Genomic DNA, 24429 nt, shown 5'->3' with positions numbered 1-24429 from the left:
GCTGATGCTGCTCAAGAGATCTTGGTGATCTTGACCGGGAGATTCAGCACCAGCGACTTGTTTCTGCCGCAGTTGCCGCTCACGCCGGTTGTCTCGTCCTCGCCGACCCACAGGTCGGATATCCGCTGGGACATGCCCTCATCGGTTGCGGGGTAGAACTCGTAGACCTGCAGGCCGGGGGCGCGACCACCCTCTGGGCACGGGATCCATTCGGGTACATAGTGTTTGACGTACCACGTGTTGCCGGTGCCGGTGTAGATATCCTCGGTCCAACCCAGGGAGCTGGTGACCTTGCCCGAGCAGGTCAGCGCCGTGGTGCACGTCGTGTTGACGGTCCATGTGCTGTGCACGGACGGTTCGTCCTGATAGCGGTCATTCATCCTGGCCCACTCGCCATTCGAGACCACGGAGAACGTGCCGTTCATGGCGTACTGCTCGTACTCGGCGGCTGCCGGCGGTGCGGTGCCGAGTCCGAATGCGGCAGCGGCGATCAACGCGGCCCCCGAGACCACCTTCTTCGGGCTCATGTGATGCTCCTTGATCGTCCCGCCATGGCAATGCCATTCTTACGCAGGAGAATAACACTTTTGGCATGTCGGGAAGACTGTGTTCGGACCCCGCCTGTGCTGAGGATTGTCACGGGTGTGACCAGCGGTGACAGGGTGGCATTCGATCTTCTCTGAAAGGGAGAATTTCGCTCTCCGATGTGGGAGAGTATCTTTCGTGCGAATCGTCGTGGCTGCAGCAGCTGGTCTCCTGGCCGCGGGGCTGTTGACTGCGCCCCCGGTGTCGGCCGAGCCGGTTCCCGCAGAACCCGCCGCGGTCGAGTGCAATGAGCCCTCGTGTGTGCCCGGCATCATGCCCGGCGCTGTGCTCGGTGCCCCCTGTACCCAGACCACCTACTACGTGTTCGGGGTGACGTCCTGGGGCCGATTGGTGTTCTGCGGATCGCCGCGCCGTCTTGCACCCCGCTGGTTCCGGACCACCGAGCTGCGCGGCATAAAGATCGAGGGCAGTAACTGTTCCGGTCGTGAGGGTGAGATGGCGCAGGCCCCGGACGGCTTGTTCCTGTCCTGCGACGTGCGCAATTCCGCGGCGGCCTGGACGCGCGGCGACATCTGAGCCGAAAGCAGAGAATCCCCCCGCCAGTCGGCGGAGGGATTCTTGTCTGCGACGGAAGTCGGTCCGTCGCCCTCAGTACCTCCGCAGCGAGAAGGCGTACGTGCTGGTGCCGCCCGGTGCCCCGTAGCAGCCCGCGTTGTACGTGGAATCGATCGTGCCGGCCAGCGACACCGCGTCCCACGAGTAGACGTCGTGCGAGGGCAGGTTGTAGCCGACGCAACGCACGCCATCGATCACGTCGACGGTCAACGTGTACCGACCGTCGGCGTAAAACGCCGTATTCTGAATTCGTTGACTCTTCAACGGTCTTGGGATGCCGATCACGTTGAGGTTATCGGTCTCGGGCACGAGGACCGGATCGTCGATCCACGTCGCACATTCGGGACCACCACAGGAGTGCGCGACCGACCAGATCCACGCGTGATCATTCCAGCGGTCGGTCAGAACCTCGTAATTCCCCACCCGCATACCGGCATTGGCGGTCGGAGCGCCGACCATCGCCGCGGTTACGAGGGCAGCTCCCAGTACCGGTAGTGCCTTCTTCGCCGTTGTGGCCACGGCCATCTCCCGTCTTCGCAAGCGCTTGTCAGTCGCAGCCTATCGGGCCGACAACGCCTCCGTCAGCCAGATGGCAGACCTCGTCTTCGCTGCCGCTGCAACCGATCTGCTGCAGCGGGACTGCCGAGGGCATCTACCCGACGGGCGTGAACTTGAGGTTGATCTCGGTGAGTCCGCGCAGGATGAAGGTGGGCTCGTAGGTGTAGCTGCGATTGTCCGCTGGGCCGTGCTTCTCCTCGTCGATGGTGATGTCGGCCATCCGGTCCAGGATGCGTTCGATCGACACCCGACCCTCCACGCGGGCCAACGGTCCACCGGGGCAGGAGTGCACGCCGCGACCGAACGCAATGTGCTCACGAACGTTTTTGCGGTCGAGGTCGAAGTCGTGTGGGTTCTCGAACCGGCCGGGGTCCCGGTTAACCGCGCCGGGACAGACCATCAGCGTGGTACCCGCGGGGACATCCATGTCGCCGACCCTCGTGTCCTTCTTGGCCAGCCGGAACTGGCTCTTGACCGGAGCGTCCATCCGCAGTGACTCCTCGACGAACACCGGTATGCGGCTGCGGTCGTCGCGCAGTGCCTGCTGGACGTCGGGGCGGTCGCCGAGGACCTTCATGGAGGCGGACAGCAGCTTGGTGGTGGTCTCCTGGCCGGCGGCGAACAGGAAGGTCGCCGAGCGGGCCACCTCGAGGACCGGTGGAACCGAACCGTCGGGGTAGTTCGCGGTGGCCAGCGCGGTCAGCACGTCGTCACGCGGCGTCGCGCGACGGTCCTCGAGATAGCCGATGAACTTCTCGTCGAGCCATTCGAGCGGGTTGGTGCCGACGAGGTCAGTGTGATCGAGCGAGCCGACGATGGCTCCCGGCCGTGGTGAACCCAGGACCGTGCGGAACTGCTCGTGGTCCTCCTCGGGAACGCCCAGCATGTCGGCGATCACCAACAGCGAGAACGGCTTTGCATACGCGCTCAGGAACTCGCAGCTGCCCTGTGCGACGAAGTCGTCGAGGCACTCATCGGCGAGCCGCCACATGAAGTCCTCGTTCTCCTTCAGCCGCCTGGGCGTGAGGAGTCGGTTCAGGAGCGACCGGGCGTTGGTGTGATCGGGCGGATCCATGGTGACCATGTGCTCGAACATCGGCATCTGCGAGCGGTGTGCCGCGATCTGCTCGGTGATGTCGTTCCCCTCGGGGGTGAACGGCAGCGGCGGGAACGGCCCTGCCACCGCGATGCACGACGAGAAGGTGTCGGTGTCCTTCAACACGACTGCGGCCTCGTCGTATCCGGTGATGGCGAGCACGCCGTAGTTGGGTTCCCGCACGATCGGACACTTGCTCCGAAGGTGGTCGAAGTAGGGGTGCGGGTCGGGAACCAGAGACTGATCGGTGAAGTAGTCGACCGTGTCGAAATCTGCGGTCATCTCAATAGTTCCTTCCGGAGCCGCGATGAGGCGGGAGACGGGACGCGCGCCGAGCGGGGCTGTCGGCGCGATCGATTGAAATTGCTGAGCACTTGCTTAGCATGACGTAGTGTCGCGGTCAAGGTTCCGACACGCAGCGGGCGTCTACGATTCGCGTGCGGAATCGAGGATCGGCACGTAGAGACAGGGAAGGGCGGCCATGACATCGGACCGGAGGATCGGAGGCCCGGACGCCAAGAACCGCGGCGTGCTGCTCGATGCGGCCGAGGAGCTCATGATGGAGGAGGGCTACGCCGCCGTGACGTCGCGCCGTGTGGCGGAGCGGGCCGGCTTGAAACCTCAATTGGTGCACTACTACTTCCGAACCATGGACGACCTCTTCATCGAGGTCTTCCGCCGGATGTCCAGGCTGGGGCTCGAAGCGCACGCCGAGGTGCTGAAATCGGAACAACCGCTGTGGGCCATGTGGGAGTTCGGCAGCGACCCGCACGTGGCCAGGCTGCTGATGGAGTTCATGGGCCTGGCCAATCACCGCAAGGCGCTGAGGGCCGAGATCGTCCTGTTCGCCGATCGGTTCCGCGAGCAGCAGGTCGCGGCGATGGAGGTGGTGCTCCGTCGCTACGGCCAAGAGGTGTCTGACGTACCGCCCGTCGTGTGGGCCGTATTCGCGACGAGCGTGTCCCGGGTGTTGGTGCTGGAGCAATCGCTGGGTATCACCTTCGGGCACAAGGAGTTGCTGTCGTTCTGCGAGGACTGGCTGCGTCGCCTCGAGGGTGATCGGATCCCGGAGGTTGCCCCGGCGTCCTCGGCCTGAGTCGAGCGCCCGTCACCAGTGCCGTACTGAGCACAGCGCGCCCTTGGGGCCCTGATTGGTGGCCACCACCTGGCCGTCGACCGCCAGGACGCAGTGGAAGTTCGGCCGCTGGACGGAGTCCAGGCTGCTGACCGTCACCATCGCCCACTGGTCGGGATCGGCCAGCATGGCGTCGAACGTCCACATCTGGTCCGGGCCGAGGTCCGCCTCGACGTTGGGGCTGAAGACGTAGGGGTTGTGGCTGTAGTCGGCCCAGTTCGGCGGGTCCACGTCGCGGTAGTAGATCTCGGCGTTCCGAAACGGAATCTCCGAGAACACCGTGTACTTGACGTGATGGAGCACCGGTTCCTCGGCGCTCGCCGTGGGCACGTTCAACCCGACTCCGGCGATCAGCACCAGTGCCACCGGCGCGACGCGGGCCAGTGCCCTCGCCGCGCGTGTTGAGGTCGCTCGCAACGGAAACATCATTTCCAAATATTAGAACGATATTTTCGACCGGGCGGCGAAACGGCCGGGAACTGGCTAGCTTCGACGCATGGACACGGACGTCGCTCAGATCGGCGAAGTACTCATCCGCTACGCAACCGGTATCGATCAGAAGGACTGGACGCTGTTTCGCACCTGCTGGGCCGACGAGATCGACGTCGACTACGCCGAAGTCGGCAAGTTCACCGATCCCGACGCGTTCACCGAGGTCGTGCAGCAGCTCCACGGCAGCATGGGCGCGACGTATCACCGCCTGTCCAACTTCGTCATCGACGTGCAGGGGGACCAGGCCACGGTGCGGTCCTATGTCCACGCGGTGCTGATGCTGGTGCCGGGCGACGCGGACAACTGGATCGACGTCGTCGGGCATTACGACGATGTGTTCGCGCGGACACCGAGCGGGTGGCGCATCCGAAAGCGCAGCACGAGCATGGCGCGGATGCTCACCGGTGGCGCCCGGGCCGGCGCCGCGACGGCCACCGGCATCGACAACGCACGCGCATGACCGACTTCGCCGCCAAGTACGGCCGCTGGGCGCTGATCGCGGGAGCATCCGAGGGCATCGGCGCGTGCCTGGCCGACGAACTCGGGGCGCGTGGGCTCGACCTGATCCTCATCGCCCGCAACGGCACTCTTCTCGACGAGGTCGCCGCGGGTGTGCGCGACCGCCACGGCGTCGAGGTGCGGTCGCTGGTCCTGGATCTGACCGACCCCGACGTGGGGGAGAGGGTCGCGGCCGCCACCGACGGCCTCGAGGTCGGGCTCGTCGTCTACAACGCCGGCGCCTCTGACCGCACGTCGACGTTCCTGGACAACGAGTACGAGCACTCGCTCAAGCAGATCAAGCTGGACTGCGTGGGGCCGGTCGCACTGGCCAGGCATTTCGGTCCCGGGATGCGGGACCGCGGTCGCGGCGGCATCGTGCTGGTGGCATCGCTGGCATGCGTTGCGGGATCGGCGACACTGGCCGTGTACTCGGCGGTCAAGGCATTTCAGCACAACTTCGCCGAGGGTCTGTGGGCCGAGCTTCGGCCACACGGTGTGGATGTCGTCTGCACCCCGCTCGGGATGACGTACACACCTGCGCTGCAGCGGATGGGCGTCGAGTATGACGCCGCGTCACAGATGACGTCGGAGGCCGTCGCGGCTGAGATCCTCGAGCACATCGGAGACGGCCCCGTGCACGTCGTGGGTGAGAACAACCGCGCGGTGGCATCCCAGGTGTGGACGATCGACCGGAGGACTCTGGTGGAGATGATGAGCACGGCGTCGGCCGATTTCGCCGCCCGCAGGAACGCCTGACATGGAGGAGGCCTGATGAATCCGATTCTTCCGGGGATCGTTCGCCAAATCGGTTACGTCGTGACCGATCTCGACGCCGTCATCGAGGGCTGGGTGGCGATGGGCATCGGCCCCTGGTTCGTCATGCGCGGACTGCAGCAGAACGTGACCTACCGCGGTGAGCCGTGCTCGGTCACGCTGTCACTGGCGTGGGCGAACAGCGGCGACATACAGATCGAGTTGATCAATCAGACCGACGACACCCCGAGCATCTACACCGAGTTCCTGGAGATCCACGGCGAGGGTTTCAACCAGTTGTGCTGGTGGACCGACGACTTCGACGCCACCATGGCTGCCGTCGCCGACGCGGGGTGGCCGGTGGTGTGGGCCGGTGGCGAGGATCAGGGGCAGCGCTACGCGTACGTGGAGCCGCCGACGGGCGCGGCGATCGCCGAGATCACCGCGCGCACCGACGCTCTCGTCGGCATGGCCGAACTCGTCCGCAGCGCCGCGGTGGACTGGGACGGTAGCAATCCGATCCGGAGCCTCGGCTGATCAGCTCACCTGGCGCGGTTCATCACCGCGTCGGCGGCGACCCAGTGCGCGTCGGCGACCCACAACCGCGCGAAGGCCGCGATGGCCTCCTCCGGTGTGGTGCCGTTGATGACTCGCTTGACCTCGCCGGCGGGACGATTGGCGAGTTTGCGTGCGACCGAGCGCCATTCGTCGGAGAACGAGGCGCGCGGCACGACACGCTGCACCAGGCCGACGCGTTCGGCCGCGGCCGCATCGAGGATCTCACCGGTGCCCGCCAGCAGCAGCGCCTGGCTCCTGCCCACCAGAGCGGCCAGTCGTTCGGCGCCACCCCAGGCGGGCATGATCTCCAGCGCCACCTGATTGAAGCCGATCCTGATGTCGTCGGCGGCGATCCTGATATCGGCCGACACCGCCACCTCGGCGCCGCCGCCGAGAGCGTGGCCGTTCAGTGCGGCCAGCACGGGTCCGGGGAACGCCGCGATCCGGTCGCACACCGTACGCATCTTGCGTGCCATCGCGGCTGCGTCAGCCTCGGTACGGATGGCGCTCAGTTCCTTCAGATCGCCCCCGGAGACGAACGCCTTGTCGCCCGCGCCGGTGATGACCAGCGCCCGCGCACCCTCGGCTCCGTCGAGGGCCTGCGCGATGCGGTCCATCGTGGACAGCGATATGGCATTGCGCGCGTGCGGTCGGTCGATGGTGATGACGGCCAGACCGTCATCCAACTCGAGCCCGACCATGCGACTGTCGTCCAATTGATTCTCCATATACGGTATTGGCATTCTCAAAAGCGGAGAATAACATCTCCCTGTCACCCAAACGGCCCTGCAGAGGTGCGGTAGAACCCATGCGAAAGATCCCCGAGGCGCTCGTCAAACACTACGAGGCGCAGGGTTGGTGGACATCGGAAACCCTCGGTGACGTGCTGGCCCGCGGCCTGGCCGAGGTTCCCGACCAGAGCTTTGTGGTGCACTCCGAGTTTGAACCGTATGTCGGCACGTTCGCCGAGGTGGAGGACCAGGCCCGCAGGCTGGCAGCCGGCCTCCGCGAGCGGGATGTTGGGCCGGGTGACGTCGTGGCGATGCAGCTGCCCAACTGGAGGGAGGCCGCGGTCACCTTCTGGGCCGCGGCGTTTCTGGGTGCCGTCATCGTTCCGATCGTGCACTTCTACGGGCGCAAGGAACTCGCCCACATCATCGCGACCGCGAAGCCGAAGGTGTTCATCACGACCGAGTCGTTCGGCCGGATGGCATTGCATCGCGACATCTGCGTCGACGTGCCGATCGTGGCGCTGGTCGGAGGCGAGCGCCGCGACGCAGAGGAACATGACACTGCGGTCTATGCATTCGACGATCTGCTCGCCGACGAGCCGATGGCCGGGGTCATCCCCGCCGACCCCGCCAGCCCGGCGCTGATCGCGTTCACCTCGGGGACCACGCGCGATCCGAAGGGTGTGATCCACAGCCATCAGACGCTGAACTTCGAGACGCGGCAGTTGTTGGACAACTACCCGACCGACCGGGGGCGGCAGCTGACCGCCACGCCCGTCGGCCACTTCATCGGCATGGTGGGCGCGTTCCTCATCCCGATACTCGAGGGTGCGCCCATCGACCTGTGCGACGTGTGGGATCCGAGCAGGGTGCTGGCGCTCATGGAGTCCGACGGGCTGTCCATCGGCGGTGGTCCGCCGTACTTCCTCACCAGCCTGATGGACCATCCAGACTTCACCGCCGAGCACATGAAGCTCATCACGACCGCTGGTTTGGGTGGGTCGACCGTGCCCGCGGCCGTCACCAGGCGACTGGCCGACCGCGGGGTGCTGGTGTTCCGTTCCTACGGCAGTACCGAGCACCCGTCGATCACGGGGTCCCGCCCGAGTGCGCCGGAGGGCAAGCGGCTGTTCACCGATGGTGACCCCCGTCCCGGTGTCGAGATCAGGCTGACCGACGAGGGGGAGATCCTCAGCCGCGGACCCGATCTGTGCCTGGGCTACACCGACCCGCAGCTGACCGCCGCGTCCTTCGACGACGACGGCTGGTATCACACAGGTGACGTCGGCGTTCTCGATGCCGACGGGTACCTGACCATCACCGATCGCAAGGCCGACGTCATCATCCGCGGCGGCGAGAACATCAGCGCACTCGAGGTCGAGGAGGTGCTGTTGGCCATGCCGGAGGTGATCGAGGCGGTGGTCGTGGCGGCGCCGGACGCGAGACTTGGGGAGCGTGCCGCGGCGGTCCTGCGGCTCCGGGCGGGCGTGTCGATGCCCACGCTCGACGACGTGCGCGCGCACTTCGAGGCGGCCGGCGTCGCTCGGCAGAAGTGGCCGGAGGAGCTCCACCGGGCCGACGACTTCCCGCGCACCGCGAGCGGCAAGGTGCAGAAGTTTCGGGTCCGCCAGAGCATCGCCACCTAGTTCGCCATAACGCCCAGCGGTAGGCCCGGTGGGCATTGCCACCTGACGTAGATGAGAATAGGATTCTCTCAAGAGGAAAAGGAGTGTTTCATGGGGCAGCTTTCACACCGGGTCGACATCCCGTTCCCGTTGTTCGACGCCGACAACCATCTCTACGAGCCGCCAGAGGCGCTGACCAAATTCCTGCCCAAGGAGTACAAGGACGTCGTCCAGTACGTCGAGATCAACGGTCGCACCAAGATCGCGCTGCGCGGGCAGATCAGTAACTACATCCCGAACCCCACCTTCTCCGTGGTCGCCAAGCCCGGCGCGTGGGAGGAGTACTTCAAGTTCGGCAACCCCGACGGTAAGAGCAAGCGCGAGCTGTTCGGTGAGCCGATGAAGGCCATCCCGGCGTTCTTCGAGCCCGGTCCGCGGCTGGAGAAGATGGACGAGCTCGGCCTAGACCGCACTCTGATGTTCCCGACGCTGGCCAGCCTGATCGAGGAGCGGCTGAGTGATGACCCGGTCGCCATCCACGTCATCGTGCACGCGCTGAACGAATGGCTGCACGACGTCTGGGGATTCAACTACAAGAACCGCATCTTCACCACCCCGGTGATCACCCTTCCCATCGTCGAGAAGGCGATCGAGGAACTGGAGTGGGCGGTCAAGCGCGGTGCGCGAGCGATCCTGATCCGCCCGGCACCGGTACCCGGTTTCCGCGGTCCGCGGTCGTTCGCGCTACCCGAGTTCGACCCGTTCTGGCAGAAGTGCGTCGAGTACGACATTTTCGTCGGTATGCACTCCAGCGACAGCGGCTATTCGCGCTACACCTCCGAGTGGGACGGTGGAGCCCAGGAGATGCTGCCGTTCCAGACCAACGCGATGGGCATTCTCAACGAGTGGCGCCCGATCCAGGATGCGGTGGCCTCCTGGGTGATTCACGGAGCGCTGTTCCGGTTCCCGACGCTGAAGGTGGGAATTGTCGAGGCGGGGTCGAAGTGGATGTTCCCGCTTCTGGACTCCATGGCGGAGGTGTACAAGAAGGCACCCGAGGCCTTCGCGGGCAACCCCATGGAGGAGATCAAGAACCGGATCTTCGTCAGCCCGTTCTACGAGGAGGGCATCGACGATCTGATCAACCTGATCGGCGTGGACCAGGTGCTCTATGGCTCAGACTGGCCGCATCCGGAGGGCCTGGCGGAGCCGACCCACTACATCACCGCACTCGAGCATCTCTCGATGCAGGATCAGGCGAAGATCATGGGCGGCAACCTCGGTCGTCTCGTCACGGTGTGACCCAGAAAGGGCAATGGAGGACCATCCCGGAGATGGTCCTGAGTTCAGCGGACCGATTCGGCGACGCCGAGGCGATCGTCGACGGTCCGCTGCGTCTCACCTACATCGAACTCGCCGAACGGATTCGGCGCGCCGCGGGGGCGTTCGCCGAGTTGGGTATCGACAAGGGTGACCGAGTCGCGGTGTGGGCGCCCAACTCCGCCGAGTGGATCATCGCGGCCCTCGGGCTGGTGACCGCCGGCGGAGTGCTGGTCCCGGTCAACACTCGGTTCAAGGCCGAGGAGGCCGCCGACGTGGTGTCGCGTAGCGGCGCCAAGGCGGTCATGGTCGAAAAGGGCTTCCTGGGACAGGATTACGGCGTCGGTCTGGACGTGCCGACGATCGACCTCAAGTCCGAATTCCTGGCCAGCGGGGCGCCGTTGGAGCGTGACGTCGACGGTGACGATGTCGCCGACATTATCTACACCTCAGGCACCACGGGTCGGCCCAAGGGCGTCATGATGAACCACCGCCAGACGCTGCGAATGTATGAGGAGTGGTGCAACCTCGCCGATCTTCGCGAGGGTGACCGGTACCTCATCGTCAACCCGTTCTTCCACACCTTCGGCTACAAGGCCGGGTGCATATCGTCGCTGATCCGTGGCGCGACGATCCTCCCCGTTCCGGTATTCAACATCGATGAGGTAGTGGAACTCATTGCCGCCGAGCGCATCACGATGCTGCCTGGTCCGCCCACCCTGTATCACTCGCTGTTGGCGGTGAAGGACAAGACCAAGTTGGCGACGCTGCGCGCTGGCGTCACCGGCTCGGCGGACATCCCCGTCGAACTGATCCGGCGGGTGCACGAGGAGCTGCCGTTCCAGACGCTCGCGACAGGCTACGGGCTGACGGAGTGTGGCACGGCGACGCTGTCCCGGCCCGACGACTCGTTCGAGGACGTCGCGACCACAGTGGGCACGCCGTGTGAGGGCATCGAGGTCGACATCGCCGAGGACGGTGAGGTGCTGGTCCGCGGCTACAGCGTCATGCAGGGCTATCTCGACGACAAGGCCGCCACCGATGAGGCGATCGATTCGCAGGGGTGGCTGCACACGGGCGACCTTGGCGAGTTCACCGATGGCGGCAGGCTGCGAATCGTCGGCCGCAAGAAGGACATGTACATCGTGGGCGGCTTCAACGCCTATCCCGCCGAGATCGAGGGATTCCTCCTCGAACACCCGGTGATCGCGCAGGTCGCCGTGATCGGCGTGCCCGACGACCGGATGGGACAGGTCGGCAAGGCCTTCGTGGTGCTGCGCGCCGACTCCGGGGAGTTGCCCGCCGAAGAGCTGATCGAGTGGAGTCGGCAGCGAATGGCCGGATACAAGGTCCCGCGGTATGTATCGTTCCTCGACGAACTGCCCACCAACGCCTCCGGCAAGGTCGTCAAGGACAGTCTTCAATGAGTGTCCCGTACTGCGGAATCCATTTCCGCAGGCAAGAGGCCGGAACGAGTACCGTCGTGGAAATCTTCAAAACTGAACATGTCATTCTCAGCACGCGCACGTTCGACGCAGGAACAGGAGGCCCGCATGCCGCCAAGCGATCGCACCCCGTCGGTCCTCAAAGGTGACGACGATGATGACGGTGCTGGCTCAGCCGATTCCGTCCGTCCCGATGACGCCCTAGCGCTCGCCGAAGAGGCCGAAGCCGAGGCCGCCGAGGCGGAGGCACTCGCGGCCGCCGCCGCGGCCCGGGCTCGTGCCCTTCGGCTACGTCGCGAGGCCGCAGCGGCCGCAGCGGCCGAGGCCACCCCCGCCGACACTGATACCGATGATGTCGCCGAGGCCCCAGATGCCGAGGACGTCGTAGTCGAGGACCCTGCTGTGTCTGACGCCGACGCCGACGCCGACGCCGAGGACACCGCTGAGCCCGAGCCCGAGCGTCGCCGACGGGTGAAGTTGCCGCGGGTGTCGCTCGCCGTGCTGGGCGCAACCCTGGTGGTGCTGCTGATCCTGGGATTCCTCGGGGCGGGCGGTTACATGATGTGGCAACACCGCCAGAACGTCGCCGAACAACAGCGCTCGGCGGAGTTCGCCGCAGGCGCACGCCAGGGTGTCGTGACGTTGATGTCGTTGGACTTCAACCGTGCAGAGGACGATGTGAAACGCATCCTCGAGAACACCACGGGTGACTTCCGGAAGGACTTCGAGTCGCAGGCGGAGGACTTCGCCCAGGTTGCCCAGGAGTCGAAGGTCGTCACCGAGGCCACCGTCAATGCCGTTGCGGTCCAGTCGATGACGCAGGACACCGCCAGGGTGTTGCTCGCCGTCACCACCCGGGTCTCCAACGTGCAGAGCCAAACCCAGGAGCCTCGCTCCTGGCGGCTGGCGGTGGACGTGGCCCGTGACGGCGATCAGATCAAGCTGGCGAAAGTCGAGTTCGTGCCATGACCGATGACAAGTTGGAGCCTGCCGCTGAATCGGGCGACGTCGACCCCGCCGAGATCGAGCCCACCGCCGTCGAACTCGACGAGAGCGTCGCCGGTGAGGGTGACCTCGTGGGTGCCACCGAGAGCGGCACCGCCGCAGAGGAATCGGAGGCGCGCTCGCCGAGCATGTACAAGCGGGTCCTGGTGCCGGCACTGCTGGGCGTCCTGTTGGTGGCCTCGGCGGCGTTCGCGTCGTGGATCTACTTCAGCGAACACCGCCCGGATTCCCAGACCAGCGAGCGGGTGGCCGCGGACGTGTTGAAGGCGGCCTCCGAGGGAACTGTCGCGTTGTTGTCGTACTCGCCGGAGAGCCTGGACAAGGACTTCGCCAACGCCAAGTCCTATCTGACCGGTGACTTCTTGAACTACTACACGCAGTTCACCAACGACATCGTGACGCCGGCGGCCAAGCAGAAGAACGTCAAGACAACCGCGCAGATCGCCCGTTCGTCCGACAAGGACGCGGCGGCGGTATCGCAGTTGAAGCCGGATTCGGCGGAGGTGCTGTTGTTCATCAACCAGAACACCACCAGCAAGGAGAACCCCGACGGGGCGTTCGCCGCGAGCAGCGTGAAGGTCGGTCTGACGAAGGTCGACGGCAGGTGGCTCATCTCGACCTTCGACCCGGTTTAGGGCGAACCGCGGCCACCGCGCACTAGCCTCGGGCCATGGCACGAACCCGACCGGTCGATCTCGTCCTGTCCGGCGGCGGCGTCAAGGGGATTGGCCTGGTCGGCGCCGTCGTCGCCCTGATGGACGCCGGATACCGTCCGCACCGGGTGTCGGGCACCTCGGCGGGCTCGATCGTCGGCGCGGTGGTGGCAGCGGCCCAGATCGGCAAGATGACGAGCGCGCAGGTCAAGGACCTTGCCCTGCAACTGGATTACTCCAAGTTCCTCGATCCGGGCCCCGTGGAACGTGTGCCGTTCGTCGGGCCCTCGCTCGCGCTGCTGCGCGGATCCGGCATCTACAAGGGCGACTACATTCGCGAATGGGTGCGCAGTCAGCTCGCCGACCTCGGCGTGCACACCTTCGGGGATCTGGCCATCGACGATGACGAGCTACCCGTCGAGCAGCGGTACCGCCTGGTGGTCACCGTCGCCGACACGACCACCGGTCAACTGGTGCGGCTGCCGTGGGACTACCGCAGGGTCTACGGGCTGGACCCCGACGATCAGTCCGTCGCCGACGCCGTGCGGGCGTCGATGTCGATCCCCTTCTTCTTCCGCCCCGTCACCCTGACCAGCGCGGCCGGGCGAACCTCGACGCTGGTCGACGGGGGGTTGCTGTCCAACTTCCCGGTCGACAGCCTCGACCGCACTGACAATCAGAAGCCACGCTGGCCCAGCTTCGGGGTCACGGTGCTGCCGAACCTGCCCGACGGCAACGACAGCGTGATCCCCGCCCTGGCAGCGCTGCGGCACCTCGGACCGCCACACCTGCTGGAGGACGTCATCACCACCGTTCTGGTCGGACGCGACCAGGCCTACCTGAACCAGCCGTGGGTCAGCGCCCGCGCGATCCGCGTGGACTCGACCGACGTGGGCTTCCTCGACTTCGACATCGACGACGATCAGGTCGAGGCGCTGTACCAGCGCGGCTACTCGGCCGCGGAACGGTTCCTCGAGAGCTGGAACTGGGCGGCGTACCTGCGTCGGTTCCGCTGACGTCCCATCGCCGTCCGATAGCGTGCTGACCGATGGCATCCTCAGCGAGCGAACCCTGCGCGATCGTGCCCGTTGACGCGACCGTGGCACCGCATGCGGCGCTTGCACCGGTGGCGGGGGAGGCCGCCCTGGTGTGGGTGGTCCGGTCGCTGCTGGGGCCCGGTCGGGTGCCCGCCGCGCGGGTCGTCGTGGCGACGATCGCGATGACCGTGGCGGACGTCCGATCGGCGCTGGAGGCGGCCGGACTCGCCGATGTGGCGGTGGTGGCCAGCGCGGAACCCGGATCCCGCGGCCAGTGCCTGGCTGCGGGACTGGAACATCTTGGGCGGGAAGTGGATTCACCACGCCACGTGCTCGTTCACGATCACCGCTGGCCGCTGACTTCGACGGCCGTCACCGACCGGGTGCTGGGTGCGCTGGAAGCCGGTCATCCGGTGGTGGTGCCTGTATTGCCGATCACCGACACCGTCAAGCAGGTCGATGACGGGGGATCGGTGACCGCGACGGTCGACCGTCACTGGCTGCGGACCGTGCAGTACCCACGCGGCTATCGGGCCGACACCCTGGCCAGCTTGATCGACGACGGCGACGACCTTGGGCACGGCGTGGCGACCGTGGCGGGTGATCCCGATGCGGTGGCTGCCGACCTGCCCGCCGACGCGGCGCTGATCGGCGCCATCATCGAGGGGCGTCGTCCCCGCTGAACCGGTCGCGTAGCAGTCGGGCCGCCACCTCGATGTCGTGCGGGAACGTCACCTTGAAGTTGGTCGCCGCCCCGTCGAACACGTGCACGTCGATGTCGCTGAAACGCTGGACGCACGCCGAGGTGTCGGTGCCGTCGAAACCCTCGGCATCCGCCGCGCGGTAGGCCGCCAGGAGCGGTGCCGCGCGAAACGCCTGCGGTGTCTGCACCCGTACGAGCGTGCCGCCGACGGGGGCCAGCGACCCGTCGGGTGCCTCGCGGAGCACATCGCCTGGGGACAGACCCGGTATGGCGCCGCCGAACTCGCGTGCCGTCGCGACCGCGGTGCGCATCAGGTCGGTCCCGGCCAGTGGGCGTGCGGCGTCGTGGATCAGCACGACGTCCACGGCGCCGGACTCGATATCGTCGGCCAGGTGGCGGAGCACGTTGAACTCTGAGCCGTGCCGAGTGTCGCCGCCCTCGACGAGTTCGACCGTGGCCGAGTCGACTTCGTCCGACAGCAGGCGTTGCGCGGTCACTCGTTCCCCGCGTCGGAAGACGAGCACCGTGCGGTCGATATCCGGTGTCTCGGCGACGGCGCGCACCGACCACGACACCATGCTGCGGCCCGCCAACGGCAGATAGGCCTTGTTGCCGTCCGCCCCGACCCTGGTGCCCATGCCAGCGGCCAACACGACGCCCACCGCAGTCGGCCCGGTTGTCGCACGCATGCGCTCACGCTAGCGTCCCATCGACGGCGAAGGACCGACCCGGTACCGTCAACCGGCGCAAATGCGTTGTCGAGAGGGTGGGGGCACCGGATGAGTGAGTCAACGTCGGATCCGCGGGCCAGTGTGCCCGCGCACCACCTGCGCAGGATGGTGGGACGGGACCCGCACGAACGGCACCGGGTCGCCACACCGCTCGAGCTGCTCTTCGACCTGACCTTCGTGATCGCCTTCGGCGTCGCGGCATCGGAGTTTGCGCACGCACTGGCCGCCGGGCACGTGGGCGTCGGCTTGACCGGGTTCCTCTTCGCGATGTTCGCGACGTGCTGGGCCTGGATCAACTTCACCTGGTTCGCCTCGGCCTATGACACCGACGACTGGATCTACCGCGTCCTGACGATGGTGCAGATGGTTGGTGTGCTGATCCTGGCCCTGGGCATCCCGCCGTTCTTCGCCTCCATCGAGCACGGTGGGCACCTCCGAAACGAGCTCCTGGTCGCCGGTTACGTGGTGATGCGAATCGCATTGGTGGCGCAGTGGTTACGTGCCGCCCGACAGGACCCGGAGCGCCGGTCGGCGTGTCTTACCTATGCCGGCGCCATCACAATCGTCCAGGTCGGCTGGATCGGCTCCATATTCCTGCCGGTGTCGGTTCCGGTGGGGCTGGGCATGTTCGTGATCCTGGGTTTCGCCGAGATGTTTGGGCCGTGGCTCGCCGAGAACCGCAGGGGCGGCACGCCCTGGCATGCGCATCACATCGCCGAGCGCTACGGGCTGTTGGCGATCATCGCGCTGGGTGAGGGCGTCGTCGGCACCGTGGCCTCGCTGACTGCCGTGGTGGGTGAGCACGGCTGGACGCCCGACGCGGTCATCCTCGTGATCGCAGGCACCGGGCTGACCTTCGGGATGTGGTGGATCTACTTCGTGCTACCAGGTGGCGACCTACTGCACGCCCATCGCGAGCGGTCCTTCGCGTTCGGCTACCTGCACATCGGGGTGTACGGCGCGATCGTCGGCACCGGCGCGGGACTACACACCGCGGCCTACTACGTGGAGCAGCACTCCGAACTCGGCTCGGTGGGGACGGTGTTGGCGGTGGCCATACCCGTGGCCGCCTATGTCGCTCTGGTCTTCGCGGTCTACGGGCTGATGGTGAAGGCGTGGGACGCATTCCACATCGTGCTGGCGGTGCTGACTGCTGCGGTCCTGGCGTCGGCAGTCGCGGCTGCGGTCGCCGGTGTGCCGATGACGGCGTGCCTGCTGATCGTGACGCTGGCGCCGGTGGTCACTGTGGTCGGATTCGAGGTGCTGGGGCACCGGCACCTGGCGCGGGACGTCGCGGCGAGCGTCGCGGAGAACCACTAGGTCACCACCGCGAGGCGGCTCAGCGTTCTCCTGCGCGTTCTCCCGCGCTCGGATCGAACGTCTCCAACAGGGCGCGCTCCTCCTCGTCCCTCATCAGCTGCCGGGTCTTGCGCCGCGTGATGAGGATGCCGATGACGGTCAGAATCCAGACGACGTACTGGGCGGTCCAGGCGATCCGGAACGACTCGAATGAGTACCCGCCGCGTGCTTCGAGGATGGCTCCCATCGCCTGCATCACCAGTAGGGAGGCGATGAAGCCACCCATGTTGACCATGCCCTGCGCGGTACCGAGGATGGCGCTCGGATTGAACGTGCGGGCGAAGTCGAAGCCCACCATCGACCCGGGCCCGCCGACGGAGATGACGACGATCAGGATCACCAGAAGCCACAGCGGCGCGCGTCCGGGCAGCGCCAGAACCACCGTCCAGACCAGCGCATTGCTGGCGATGATGCCCAACACGATGCGCGATCGCCGGTGCGGTATGCGACCGGTGGCTATGCCGATCACGATGCCCGCGGCGATGGCCGCCACGACCGACACCGTCAGCAGCGCACCCGCCACGCCTGCCGACTGGCCCTGCGCGACCGTCAGATAGGGCACGCCCCACATCAGTGCGAACACCGTCACCGAGAACTGTGTGCCCATGTGGGTGAAGAAGCCCAGCCTGGTACCGGGTCTCAGCCAGACGGTCTTCACGCTGGACAGCGTCTCGCGGACCGTCATCGCCTCGGGCGCGACGACGCGGCCACCGGGTGCGTCACGCACCACTGCGAGCGCCAGCACCATTGCCAGAGTGCCCAGCGCGGCGACCGAGATGTAGGCCGTCGCCCAGGTGGTGCCGGTCAGCAGGGCGAGGAAGGGAACCGCGGACAGCACCTGCCCGAGCTGGCCACAGATACCGGTGAGCTGGGTGAGCAGCGGAACCTGCTTCGGTGTGAACCAGTTCGGGACCAGCCGAAGCACCGATATGAATGTGAGCGCGTCACCAAGGCCGACGACGGCTCGCGCGCCGATCGCAAGCGGCAGGGATTCCGACAGCGCGAGCGTGAGCTGGCCGACGGCCATGAGGCCGGCGCCCGCCGCGATCAGCACACGCGAGCCATACCGGTCGAGCAGCACCCCAGCGGGTACCTGCGCGCACGCGTAGACCACGACCTGCAGCACCACGAACGACGACAGCACGCTGGGGCTGGCGGCGAAGCGGTCGGCGGCGTCGAGACCGGAAACCCCCAGTGTGGTGCGATCCAGTACGGCGACGATGTAGGCGAACAGTCCCGTCAGCCAGATGATCCACGCGCGCACCTGACCCATCGTGGTCTAGTGACGGGTGTTTGGGCCAGCGACTTAGTCCGCACCGTTGGGTTTCGTCCGCTGAAAGTGACAGATCGTCGCGATTTGCGGCGCTATTGCCTTGGTCACAGGGTCCAGCTCGCACCGCGAGCGATCACACCCGAGTGCCTGCGGGATCGCCGCCAATGCGTTGGGCAAGCCACACGGGGATGACGGCCACGACGGTCAATGCTGCAGCGACCACATTGATGACCGGAGCCTGGTTGGGGCGGAACAGGTTTCCGAATATCCAGATCGGCAACGTCTGAACCGACGGGCCCGCGGTGAACGTGGTCACGACGATCTCGTCGAAGCTCAACGCGAACGCCAGGATGGCGCCGGCGACGAGCGACCCGCGCATCATCGGGAAGGTCACGTACCGGAAAGTCTGCCAGGTCGAGGCTCCGAGATCGGCCGAGGCGTCCTCGAGGTGGGTGCCCAACCGGCGCAGACGAGCCTGAGTGTTGTTGAACACGATCACGATGCAGAACGTCGCGTGTCCGATGATCACGGTGGCCAGGCCCAGGGTGAGTCCGAGCGCGGAGGTGAACGTCGCGTTCAGCGCGATCCCGGTGACGATGCCGGGCAGCGTGATCGGCAGCACCACGAGGAAGCTGATAGTGGTGCGCCCGAAGAAGTCGTAGCGCTGCACGGCGAACGCGGCCATGGTGCCGAGCACCAGTGCGATCGCGGTGGCGCCGAGGCCGACGACCGCCGAGTTCGCCAGCGACGTCCACATTCCGTGGCTGTTGCCCGCTGCCCGCCACCACTGCAATGTGAAGCCGCTGGGCGGAAACGCGAAGGTCCGCGATGAGTTGAACGCGTTGAGGATCACCAGGATCATCGGTGCGTACAGGAAGACCAGGACCAGTGCACTCCACGCTCGCAGGCTGCGACGTGCGTTGCGGGACAACATCAGACGTTCTCCAACGCGCCCGTGCGTCGCATCGCGAGCAAGTAGCCGATGATCGCGAGCAGCGGGATGATCGACAGTGCGGCGGCGAGCGGCTGATTGTTGGCGGTGACGAGTTGCCCGTAGATCACGTTGCCCAGCAGCTGGGTCTTGCCGCCGACGATCGTCACGGCGATGTAGTCGCCGAGTGACAGCGAGAACGTGAAGATCGACCCCGCGGCGATACCGGGGAACACGATGGGCGCCATCACCATTCGCATGGTGGAGAAATCAGAGGCGCCGAGGTCGGAACTCGCGTCGATCAACGAGTCGGGCAGCCGTTCGAAGGCGGCGAACACGGGGATGACCATGTAGGGCAGCCAGAGATAACTCAGCGTGATGACCGTGGCGGTCAGCCCGTAGCCCGGTGTGTGACCGGTGGCCCACGCCATGGGGCCCTCGGGAGACAGCATCATTCGCCACGCGTACGCCTTCACCAGAAAACTCGCCCATAGTGGTGTCGTGACAGCGACGACCAGCAGCAACCGAAGCCGCGGGGAGGCCACCTTCGCCATGTACAGCGCCAGCGGCACCGCGAGGACGGCGCAGATGACCGTCACCAGTAGCGCGACACCGAGGGTGCGCAGTGTGACCACGCGGAACAGGTCATCGGTGAGCACGCGCACAACGTTGTCGGTGGTGACCGTGTGCACGACCGCCCCGGTGAACGAGTCGGTGGTCCAGAATGCCGAGACCAACAGCACCGCAAGCGAACCCAGGTACGCGAGGGTGAGCCAACCCAGCGGCGGGATCAGCAGTAGGGCCAGGCCGACCCGACGCCCGAACCCCTCGCGCCGCACGCGCGCCGGGTCGGGGCCGGCTGGCCTCACCCCTTGATCTGCTGCCACTTGTCGACCCACTCGTCGTAGGTCGTGCAGTCGTCGCCCTTTCCGTCGACGCACTTCTTCTGCGGTGTGGTCCAGTAGCGGATCTGCGACGCGAACTTCTCGTCAGTCGCGTGGTAGATGTCGCAGAAGGCCTTGTCGGTGGTGAACTCACAGGCCTTCGTCTGCGCCGGTGCCTCGCCGAAGTACTCGGCGACCTCGGCGTTGACCTCGGGTGAGGTGATCCAGTTCATCCACTTGTACATGCAGTTGGGATGGGCGGCCTTGGCCGCGACCATCCAGGTGTCCGACCAGCCCGTGGACCCCTCCTTGGGCAGCACTGTGTTGACCTGGACCCTGTTGTCCGCGCCGATGGTGTTGGCGATCACCTGCCAGGTCGTCCCGATCACCGACGTGCCCGACTCGAACGCCTGGACCTCCTTGGTGTAGTCCGACCAGTACTCGCTGACGTTCTCCCGTTGCGCCTTGAGCAGCTCGACGGCCGCGTCGAGTTGCTCGGAGGTCAGCGAGTACGGGTCCTCGATGCCCAACTCCGGCTTGGTCTTCGACAGGTACAGCGCGGCGTCGGCGATGTAGATCGGCGAGTCGTAGGCAGTCACCCTGCCCTTGTACTTACCCGCGTCCGTGAACACCGCCGCCCAGGAGTTGGGTGCGTCGCGCACGACGTCGACGTTGTACATCAACAGGTTCGCGCCCCAGCCGTGCGGGATTCCGTACATCTGGCCGTCGACGGAGTTCCATGGCCGGTCCTTGAGGAACCCGGTGATGGTCTCGTAGTTGGGTACCAGGGAGGTGTTGACCGGGGCGACGTCCCCCGCGTAGATCAAGCGCAGGGTGGCGTCACCGGACGCCGAAACACCGTCGTATTGACCGGTTCTCATCAGCTGAACCATCTCGTCGGAGGTGTTGCCGAGCTTGACGTTGACCTGGCACCCGGTCTCCTTTTCGAAGGGGGTGACCCAGTCGGCGGTGGGATCGTTGGAGCCGTCCTCGGCATAACCCGCCCAGGCAACCAGGTTCAGTTCGCCCTCGCCGTCACCGAGGGCGCTGAGCGGCTCGAGTTTGGGTGGTGCCTGACCGCCGCCCTCCTGCGCTCCGGAGCATCCGACCATCAGCGCCGCACATGCGGTGATGATCAGGCCGAGCTTGATCGCGTGTGACTTCATGGGCGCTCCTCGGGTTGGTGGTCGGGAGTCACCTCGGAGAGGTGATGTACGGCGTCCTCGGGCCAGGCCAAGGTGACCGGTGCGCCGTGGTCGAGGTTGTCGGGCAGCGTGGCGGCCGCGTTGAGCACGGTGGCGGTCAGCGTCGTTCCCGCGGCGGCGACCGCGGCGACCCTAGTGGTCGACCCGCCGTAGATGACCTCGGCGACAGTGGCTTCCACCGTGCGTGTGCCCGGTGGGCCGATACCGCCGGGTGGCAGGACGGCGATCCGCTCTGGCCGCACGGCGAACGAACCGGAGCGACCGAGCAGGGTGCGGGCCGCATCCCCGTCCAGCACATTGGACGTGCCGACGAAGTCGGCGACGAACCGATTCGCGGGATGCTCGTAGACCTCGCGGGAACTCCCTATCTGCTCGATGCGGCCGTCGTTGAAGACCGCGAGCCGGTCGCACAGTGTCAGCGCCTCGTCCTGATCGTGCGTCACGATGACGAACGTGATGCCGACGTCGCGTTGAATCGCCTTGAGTTCCAACTGCATCTGTTCGCGAAGCTTGAGATCGAGTGCGCCGAGCGGCTCATCCAGCAGTAACACCCGCGGGCGGCCGACCAGCGCGCGAGCCAACGCCACGCGTTGTCGTTGGCCGCCTGAGAGCCGGGCCGGGTGTCGCGGTGCGAGGTCGGTGAGGCGCACCATGTCCAGGGCGTCCGCGGTGCGACGGCGACGTTCGGCCCTCGGCACTCCGCGGACCTTCATTCCGTACTCGACGTTCTGGGCGACGGTCATGTGGGGGAACAGTGCGTACTCCTGGAACACCGTGTTGACGTCGCGGCGGCGCGCAGGGAGCGCGGTCACGTCGGCGCCGCCGAGGCGGATCGTACCCGCGGTGGGTTCCTCGAAACCCGCGATCATTCGCAGCACGGTGGTCTTGCCCGAACCCGACGGGCCGAGGATCGCGAACAACTCGCCGTCGTGGACGCTCAGGTCGGCACCCGCCACGGCGATGACCTCCGCGCCGCGTCGGCTGCTCCGGTCGCGGAACACCTTGCGCACACCGACAAGTTCGATCTGCGGACTGGGCGACGCCGCACGCACGGCCGCACGATGGACGGCGATGGGTCCAGAGGACATGGCTGATCCTATGAATTCCCGCGCGCCATCGCAGCGGCATTGCGGGATTCCGCGGGTGTTGAGCGGTCGCACAGCTAGGCTCGCTCACCATGCCTGGACAACGCGCGCCGCGACAGATGAAGAAACTCGTGATCGGCGCCAGTGGCTTTGTCGGCTCGCACGTCGTGCGGCGGCTGGTGACCGACGGGGAAGACGTTCGCGTGATGTTGCGAAAGACGAGTTCCACCAAGGGGATCGATGACCTCGCGGTGGAGCGGTGCTACGGAGACGTCTTCGATGGCGACGCGCTGCGGGCGGCCATGGCCGGATGTGACGTCGTGTACTACTGCGTCGTCGACGCGCGGGTGTGGCTGCGCGACCCGGCGCCGCTGTTCCGCACGAATGTCGAAGGGCTCCGGCATGTGCTCGACGTTGCGGTTGACGCCGGCCTGTCACGGTTCGTCTTCACGAGCACCATCGGCACGTTGGCGATCAGTGATGGCAGGCCCGTGACCGAGGAGGATCCGCACAACTGGGACGACGGTGGTCCCTACATCGAGGCCCGCGTGGCCGCCGAGGATCTTGTCCTGCGCTACGCACGGGAGCGGGGACTGCCTGCGATCGCCATGTGCATCTCGAACACCTACGGACCGGGTGACTGGGGGCCCACGCCGCACGGGGGCCTGCTCGCGCGCGTCGCGGCCGGCCAGTTCCCCCTCCACCTCGGATTCTCGATGGAGGTGGTGGGGATCGAGGATGTGGCTCGGGCCATGGTCCTGGCGGGCGAACGCGGCCGGGTGGGGGAGCGCTACATCATCTCCGACCGCTACCTCAGCACCAAGGAGGTGCATCGGATCGCTGCCGAGGCCGTCGGTGTCCGCGCGCCCCGCATCGGCGTGCCGGTGGCGGTTCTGCTCGCCGCGTCGCGTCTCAACGATCTGGCGGCACGACTGCTGCGGCGCGATCTGCCGTTCGCGAGGGCGGGAGTGAAGATGGCCGACCTGATGTCACCGCTGGATCACCGCAAAGCCGAGCAAGAGCTTGGTTGGGTGCCGCGCCCGGTCGAGGAGTCCATCGCAGCGGCGGCGCGATTCTTCCGGGATCAGCAAGCCTGACGCCAAGGGCGGTGCGGGGCGCCGGGCCGCGGCGCGGATGCTCCCCCCATGCCGCGAGCGCCCAAACGCGCGTGGGAAATCTGGGAATCTCGATACAGATGTGACCGGTGGCGTCAATGAGAGGCCTGGTGCATTTGTCATGTTCTGTGACTCGTGCCAGCTTCTCGGCGTGCCGCACTGAAGTGCGCCGCGGCCGCGCCAGCCGTCCTGGGAATCGGTGGTGCGCTGACGGCGTTGTCGTCGGCCCTCGTGCCGCCGACTGCCACGGCCGCGCCGCTGGGGATCCTGCTCGACTACGCGGCGGGTGTCATCAAGGCGGCCGACATCAAGGCCGCCGGTGCGCACGGAGCCATCAGATAGGTCTCGGACCGCCGACCCGGCGGGGCGTGGATGCTCAGCAAGCCGATTCAGCTTCCTGAGGCGCGTGACCTGTATCAGGGCGGACTGAAGATCGTCTCCTGCTACCAGTACGGCAAGCAGGACACCGCCGACTGGCTGGCGGGGCAGGAGGCCGGTGTGCGGCACGCCAAACGGGGTTGGGAGTTGCACGTCGCGGCGGGCGGGTCACACGGTGCGCCGACCTACACCTCGATCGACGACGACCCCACCTATGAGCAGTACAAGGCGCAGGTTGCCCCATATCTGCGCGGCTGGGAGTCGGTGATCGGCCACGAGCGCACCGGCGTGTACGCCAACTCGAAGACCATCGAGTGGGCGGTGCAGGACGGTCTCGGCGCGCACTTCTGGCAGCACAACTGGGGATCGCCCAAGGGGCTGGCCCATCCGGCGGCGCATCTGCACCAAGTGGAGATCGACAAGCGCAAGGTGGGCGGTGTCGGTGTGGACATCAACCACATCCTCAAGCCGGCATTCGGTCAGTGGGACTGACACTCGCCGATGAGTGAGTAACGGCACTTACCGATGAGTAAGTAACCACAGCAAACTAATCCTCGCCGCGAGAGCGGGCGGGTCGACATGTCGGCCCGATCTGCCGCCATCTGGCTGGCCGCCCGCAGACGCTTCCACCGCCGCGAAATGAACATAACGATTCGATAACAATACTGCTGTGATCTGCGGAGTTATAGCTACTC

At 66.3% G+C, this 24429-nt stretch carries 25 protein-coding genes and 1 pseudogene; 15 read left to right on the top strand and 11 right to left on the bottom strand.

Annotation, left to right across the window (positions count from 1 at the left end):
- Nucleotides 1–11: 11 nt before the first annotated feature.
- Complete coding sequence (locus ABIA65_RS30210; protein WP_354525845.1) at nt 12–527, bottom strand: Rv2253/PknI dimerization domain-containing protein; 516 nt, start codon at nt 525–527, stop codon at nt 12–14.
- A gap of 196 nt (nt 528–723) precedes the next feature.
- Between ABIA65_RS30210 and ABIA65_RS30205 the strand changes: the two genes are divergently transcribed.
- Nucleotides 724–1122: a hypothetical protein gene (locus tag ABIA65_RS30205; protein ID WP_354525844.1), complete on the top strand. Its 399-nt coding sequence runs from the start codon at nt 724–726 to the stop codon at nt 1120–1122.
- Between the two features lie 72 nt (nt 1123–1194).
- Here ABIA65_RS30205 and ABIA65_RS30200 read toward each other — a convergent pair whose 3' ends face one another.
- Nucleotides 1195–1680, bottom strand: a complete 486-nt coding sequence (locus ABIA65_RS30200; protein ID WP_354525843.1) for a hypothetical protein — start codon at nt 1678–1680, stop codon at nt 1195–1197.
- Nucleotides 1681–1813: 133 nt separating this feature from the next.
- Nucleotides 1814–3097 carry a cytochrome P450 gene (locus ABIA65_RS30195; RefSeq protein ID WP_354525842.1) on the bottom strand — a complete coding sequence of 428 codons (1284 nt, stop codon included), beginning with the start codon at nt 3095–3097 and terminating at the stop codon, nt 1814–1816.
- A gap of 199 nt (nt 3098–3296) precedes the next feature.
- Between ABIA65_RS30195 and ABIA65_RS30190 the strand changes: the two genes are divergently transcribed.
- Nucleotides 3297–3911: a TetR/AcrR family transcriptional regulator gene (locus tag ABIA65_RS30190; protein WP_354525841.1), complete on the top strand. Its 615-nt coding sequence runs from the start codon at nt 3297–3299 to the stop codon at nt 3909–3911.
- Between the two features lie 12 nt (nt 3912–3923).
- Here the strand turns inward: ABIA65_RS30190 and ABIA65_RS30185 are convergent, their stop codons facing one another.
- Nucleotides 3924–4379, bottom strand: coding sequence for an Rv2576c family protein (locus ABIA65_RS30185; RefSeq protein WP_354525840.1), 456 nt, complete (start codon nt 4377–4379; stop codon nt 3924–3926).
- A 67-nt stretch (nt 4380–4446) separates the two neighbouring features.
- Between ABIA65_RS30185 and ABIA65_RS30180 the strand changes: the two genes are divergently transcribed.
- Genes ABIA65_RS30180 through ABIA65_RS30170 form a run of 3 tightly spaced genes read left to right on the top strand, consistent with a single transcriptional unit; the run spans nt 4447 to nt 6233 of the window.
- Complete coding sequence (locus ABIA65_RS30180; protein WP_354525839.1) at nt 4447–4902, top strand: nuclear transport factor 2 family protein; 456 nt, start codon at nt 4447–4449, stop codon at nt 4900–4902.
- The gene (locus ABIA65_RS30175; protein ID WP_354525838.1) at nt 4899–5699 is read left to right on the top strand and encodes an SDR family NAD(P)-dependent oxidoreductase; all 801 of its coding nucleotides are present in this window, start codon (nt 4899–4901) and stop codon (nt 5697–5699) included. The genes ABIA65_RS30180 and ABIA65_RS30175 overlap by 4 nt, the downstream gene beginning before the upstream one ends.
- Before the next feature lie 15 nt (nt 5700–5714).
- Nucleotides 5715–6233 (top strand): VOC family protein, encoded by a 519-nt coding sequence (locus ABIA65_RS30170; protein WP_354525837.1) that lies wholly within the window; start codon nt 5715–5717, stop codon nt 6231–6233.
- Between the two features lie 5 nt (nt 6234–6238).
- On the opposite strand, the gene ABIA65_RS30165 is transcribed toward ABIA65_RS30170, so the two are convergent.
- Nucleotides 6239–6955: an enoyl-CoA hydratase/isomerase family protein gene (locus ABIA65_RS30165; RefSeq protein ID WP_354525864.1), complete on the bottom strand. Its 717-nt coding sequence runs from the start codon at nt 6953–6955 to the stop codon at nt 6239–6241.
- Between the two features lie 107 nt (nt 6956–7062).
- Between ABIA65_RS30165 and ABIA65_RS30160 the strand changes: the two genes are divergently transcribed.
- From ABIA65_RS30160 to ABIA65_RS30130, 7 genes are all read left to right on the top strand, one after another.
- Entirely contained in the window at nt 7063–8631 is a 1569-nt protein-coding gene (locus ABIA65_RS30160) for an AMP-binding protein (RefSeq protein ID WP_354525836.1), read from the top strand.
- Between the two features lie 90 nt (nt 8632–8721).
- On the top strand, nt 8722–9912 hold the full coding sequence (locus ABIA65_RS30155) for an amidohydrolase family protein (protein WP_241404259.1): 1191 nt from the start codon (nt 8722–8724) through the stop codon (nt 9910–9912).
- Nucleotides 9909–11357 (top strand): FadD3 family acyl-CoA ligase, encoded by a 1449-nt coding sequence (locus tag ABIA65_RS30150; protein WP_354525835.1) that lies wholly within the window; start codon nt 9909–9911, stop codon nt 11355–11357. Before ABIA65_RS30155 ends, ABIA65_RS30150 begins: the two co-directional genes overlap by 4 nt.
- Nucleotides 11358–11483: 126 nt before the next feature.
- The gene (locus tag ABIA65_RS30145) at nt 11484–12344 is read left to right on the top strand and encodes an Rv1363c family protein (RefSeq protein ID WP_354525834.1); all 861 of its coding nucleotides are present in this window, start codon (nt 11484–11486) and stop codon (nt 12342–12344) included.
- Nucleotides 12341–13015, top strand: coding sequence for a hypothetical protein (locus ABIA65_RS30140; RefSeq protein WP_354525833.1), 675 nt, complete (start codon nt 12341–12343; stop codon nt 13013–13015). The genes ABIA65_RS30145 and ABIA65_RS30140 overlap by 4 nt, the downstream gene beginning before the upstream one ends.
- A 35-nt stretch (nt 13016–13050) precedes the next feature.
- Complete coding sequence (locus tag ABIA65_RS30135) at nt 13051–14049, top strand: patatin-like phospholipase family protein (protein ID WP_354525832.1); 999 nt, start codon at nt 13051–13053, stop codon at nt 14047–14049.
- 32 nt (nt 14050–14081) lie between these two features.
- Nucleotides 14082–14753: an IspD/TarI family cytidylyltransferase gene (locus ABIA65_RS30130; RefSeq protein WP_354525831.1), complete on the top strand. Its 672-nt coding sequence runs from the start codon at nt 14082–14084 to the stop codon at nt 14751–14753.
- Here the strand turns inward: ABIA65_RS30130 and ABIA65_RS30125 are convergent.
- Nucleotides 14728–15462 (bottom strand): IspD/TarI family cytidylyltransferase, encoded by a 735-nt coding sequence (locus ABIA65_RS30125; RefSeq protein WP_354525830.1) that lies wholly within the window; start codon nt 15460–15462, stop codon nt 14728–14730. The two genes, ABIA65_RS30130 and ABIA65_RS30125, sit on opposite strands and share 26 nt — an antisense overlap.
- Nucleotides 15463–15552: 90 nt before the next feature.
- Between ABIA65_RS30125 and ABIA65_RS30120 the strand changes: the two genes are divergently transcribed.
- Nucleotides 15553–16824: a low temperature requirement protein A gene (locus tag ABIA65_RS30120; protein ID WP_241404266.1), complete on the top strand. Its 1272-nt coding sequence runs from the start codon at nt 15553–15555 to the stop codon at nt 16822–16824.
- Between the two features lie 19 nt (nt 16825–16843).
- Here the strand turns inward: ABIA65_RS30120 and ABIA65_RS30115 are convergent, their stop codons facing one another.
- The 5 genes from ABIA65_RS30115 to ABIA65_RS30095 form a co-directional block, all read right to left on the bottom strand.
- A complete protein-coding gene (locus tag ABIA65_RS30115; protein WP_241404267.1) occupies nt 16844–18127 on the bottom strand; it encodes an MFS transporter in 1284 nt (427 codons plus the stop codon).
- 142 nt (nt 18128–18269) lie between these two features.
- Nucleotides 18270–19070: an ABC transporter permease gene (locus tag ABIA65_RS30110; protein ID WP_241404268.1), complete on the bottom strand. Its 801-nt coding sequence runs from the start codon at nt 19068–19070 to the stop codon at nt 18270–18272.
- Nucleotides 19070–19936 (bottom strand): ABC transporter permease, encoded by an 867-nt coding sequence (locus tag ABIA65_RS30105; protein WP_354525829.1) that lies wholly within the window; start codon nt 19934–19936, stop codon nt 19070–19072. The genes ABIA65_RS30110 and ABIA65_RS30105 overlap by 1 nt, the downstream gene beginning before the upstream one ends.
- On the bottom strand, nt 19933–21117 hold the full coding sequence (locus ABIA65_RS30100) for an ABC transporter substrate-binding protein (protein ID WP_354525828.1): 1185 nt from the start codon (nt 21115–21117) through the stop codon (nt 19933–19935). The genes ABIA65_RS30105 and ABIA65_RS30100 overlap by 4 nt, the downstream gene beginning before the upstream one ends.
- Nucleotides 21114–22244: an ABC transporter ATP-binding protein gene (locus ABIA65_RS30095; protein ID WP_354525827.1), complete on the bottom strand. Its 1131-nt coding sequence runs from the start codon at nt 22242–22244 to the stop codon at nt 21114–21116. Before ABIA65_RS30095 ends, ABIA65_RS30100 begins: the two co-directional genes overlap by 4 nt.
- Nucleotides 22245–22333: 89 nt before the next feature.
- Here ABIA65_RS30095 and ABIA65_RS30090 point away from each other — a divergent pair, with 89 nt between their 5' ends.
- Together ABIA65_RS30090 and ABIA65_RS30085 are read left to right on the top strand one after the other, a co-directional pair.
- A complete protein-coding gene (locus ABIA65_RS30090; RefSeq protein WP_354525826.1) occupies nt 22334–23338 on the top strand; it encodes an NAD-dependent epimerase/dehydratase family protein in 1005 nt (334 codons plus the stop codon).
- A 153-nt stretch (nt 23339–23491) separates the two neighbouring features.
- Nucleotides 23492–24226 (top strand): annotated as a pseudogene (locus ABIA65_RS30085) (DUF1906 domain-containing protein).
- Nucleotides 24227–24429 lie beyond the last annotated feature (203 nt).

The sequence above is a fragment of the Mycolicibacterium sp. 624 genome (assembly GCF_040548615.1).
Classification (GTDB): Bacteria; Actinomycetota; Actinomycetes; order Mycobacteriales; family Mycobacteriaceae; genus Mycobacterium.
The sequence above is the reverse complement of the archived record's forward strand: the minus strand, read 5'-3'. Positions and strand labels throughout refer to the sequence as shown.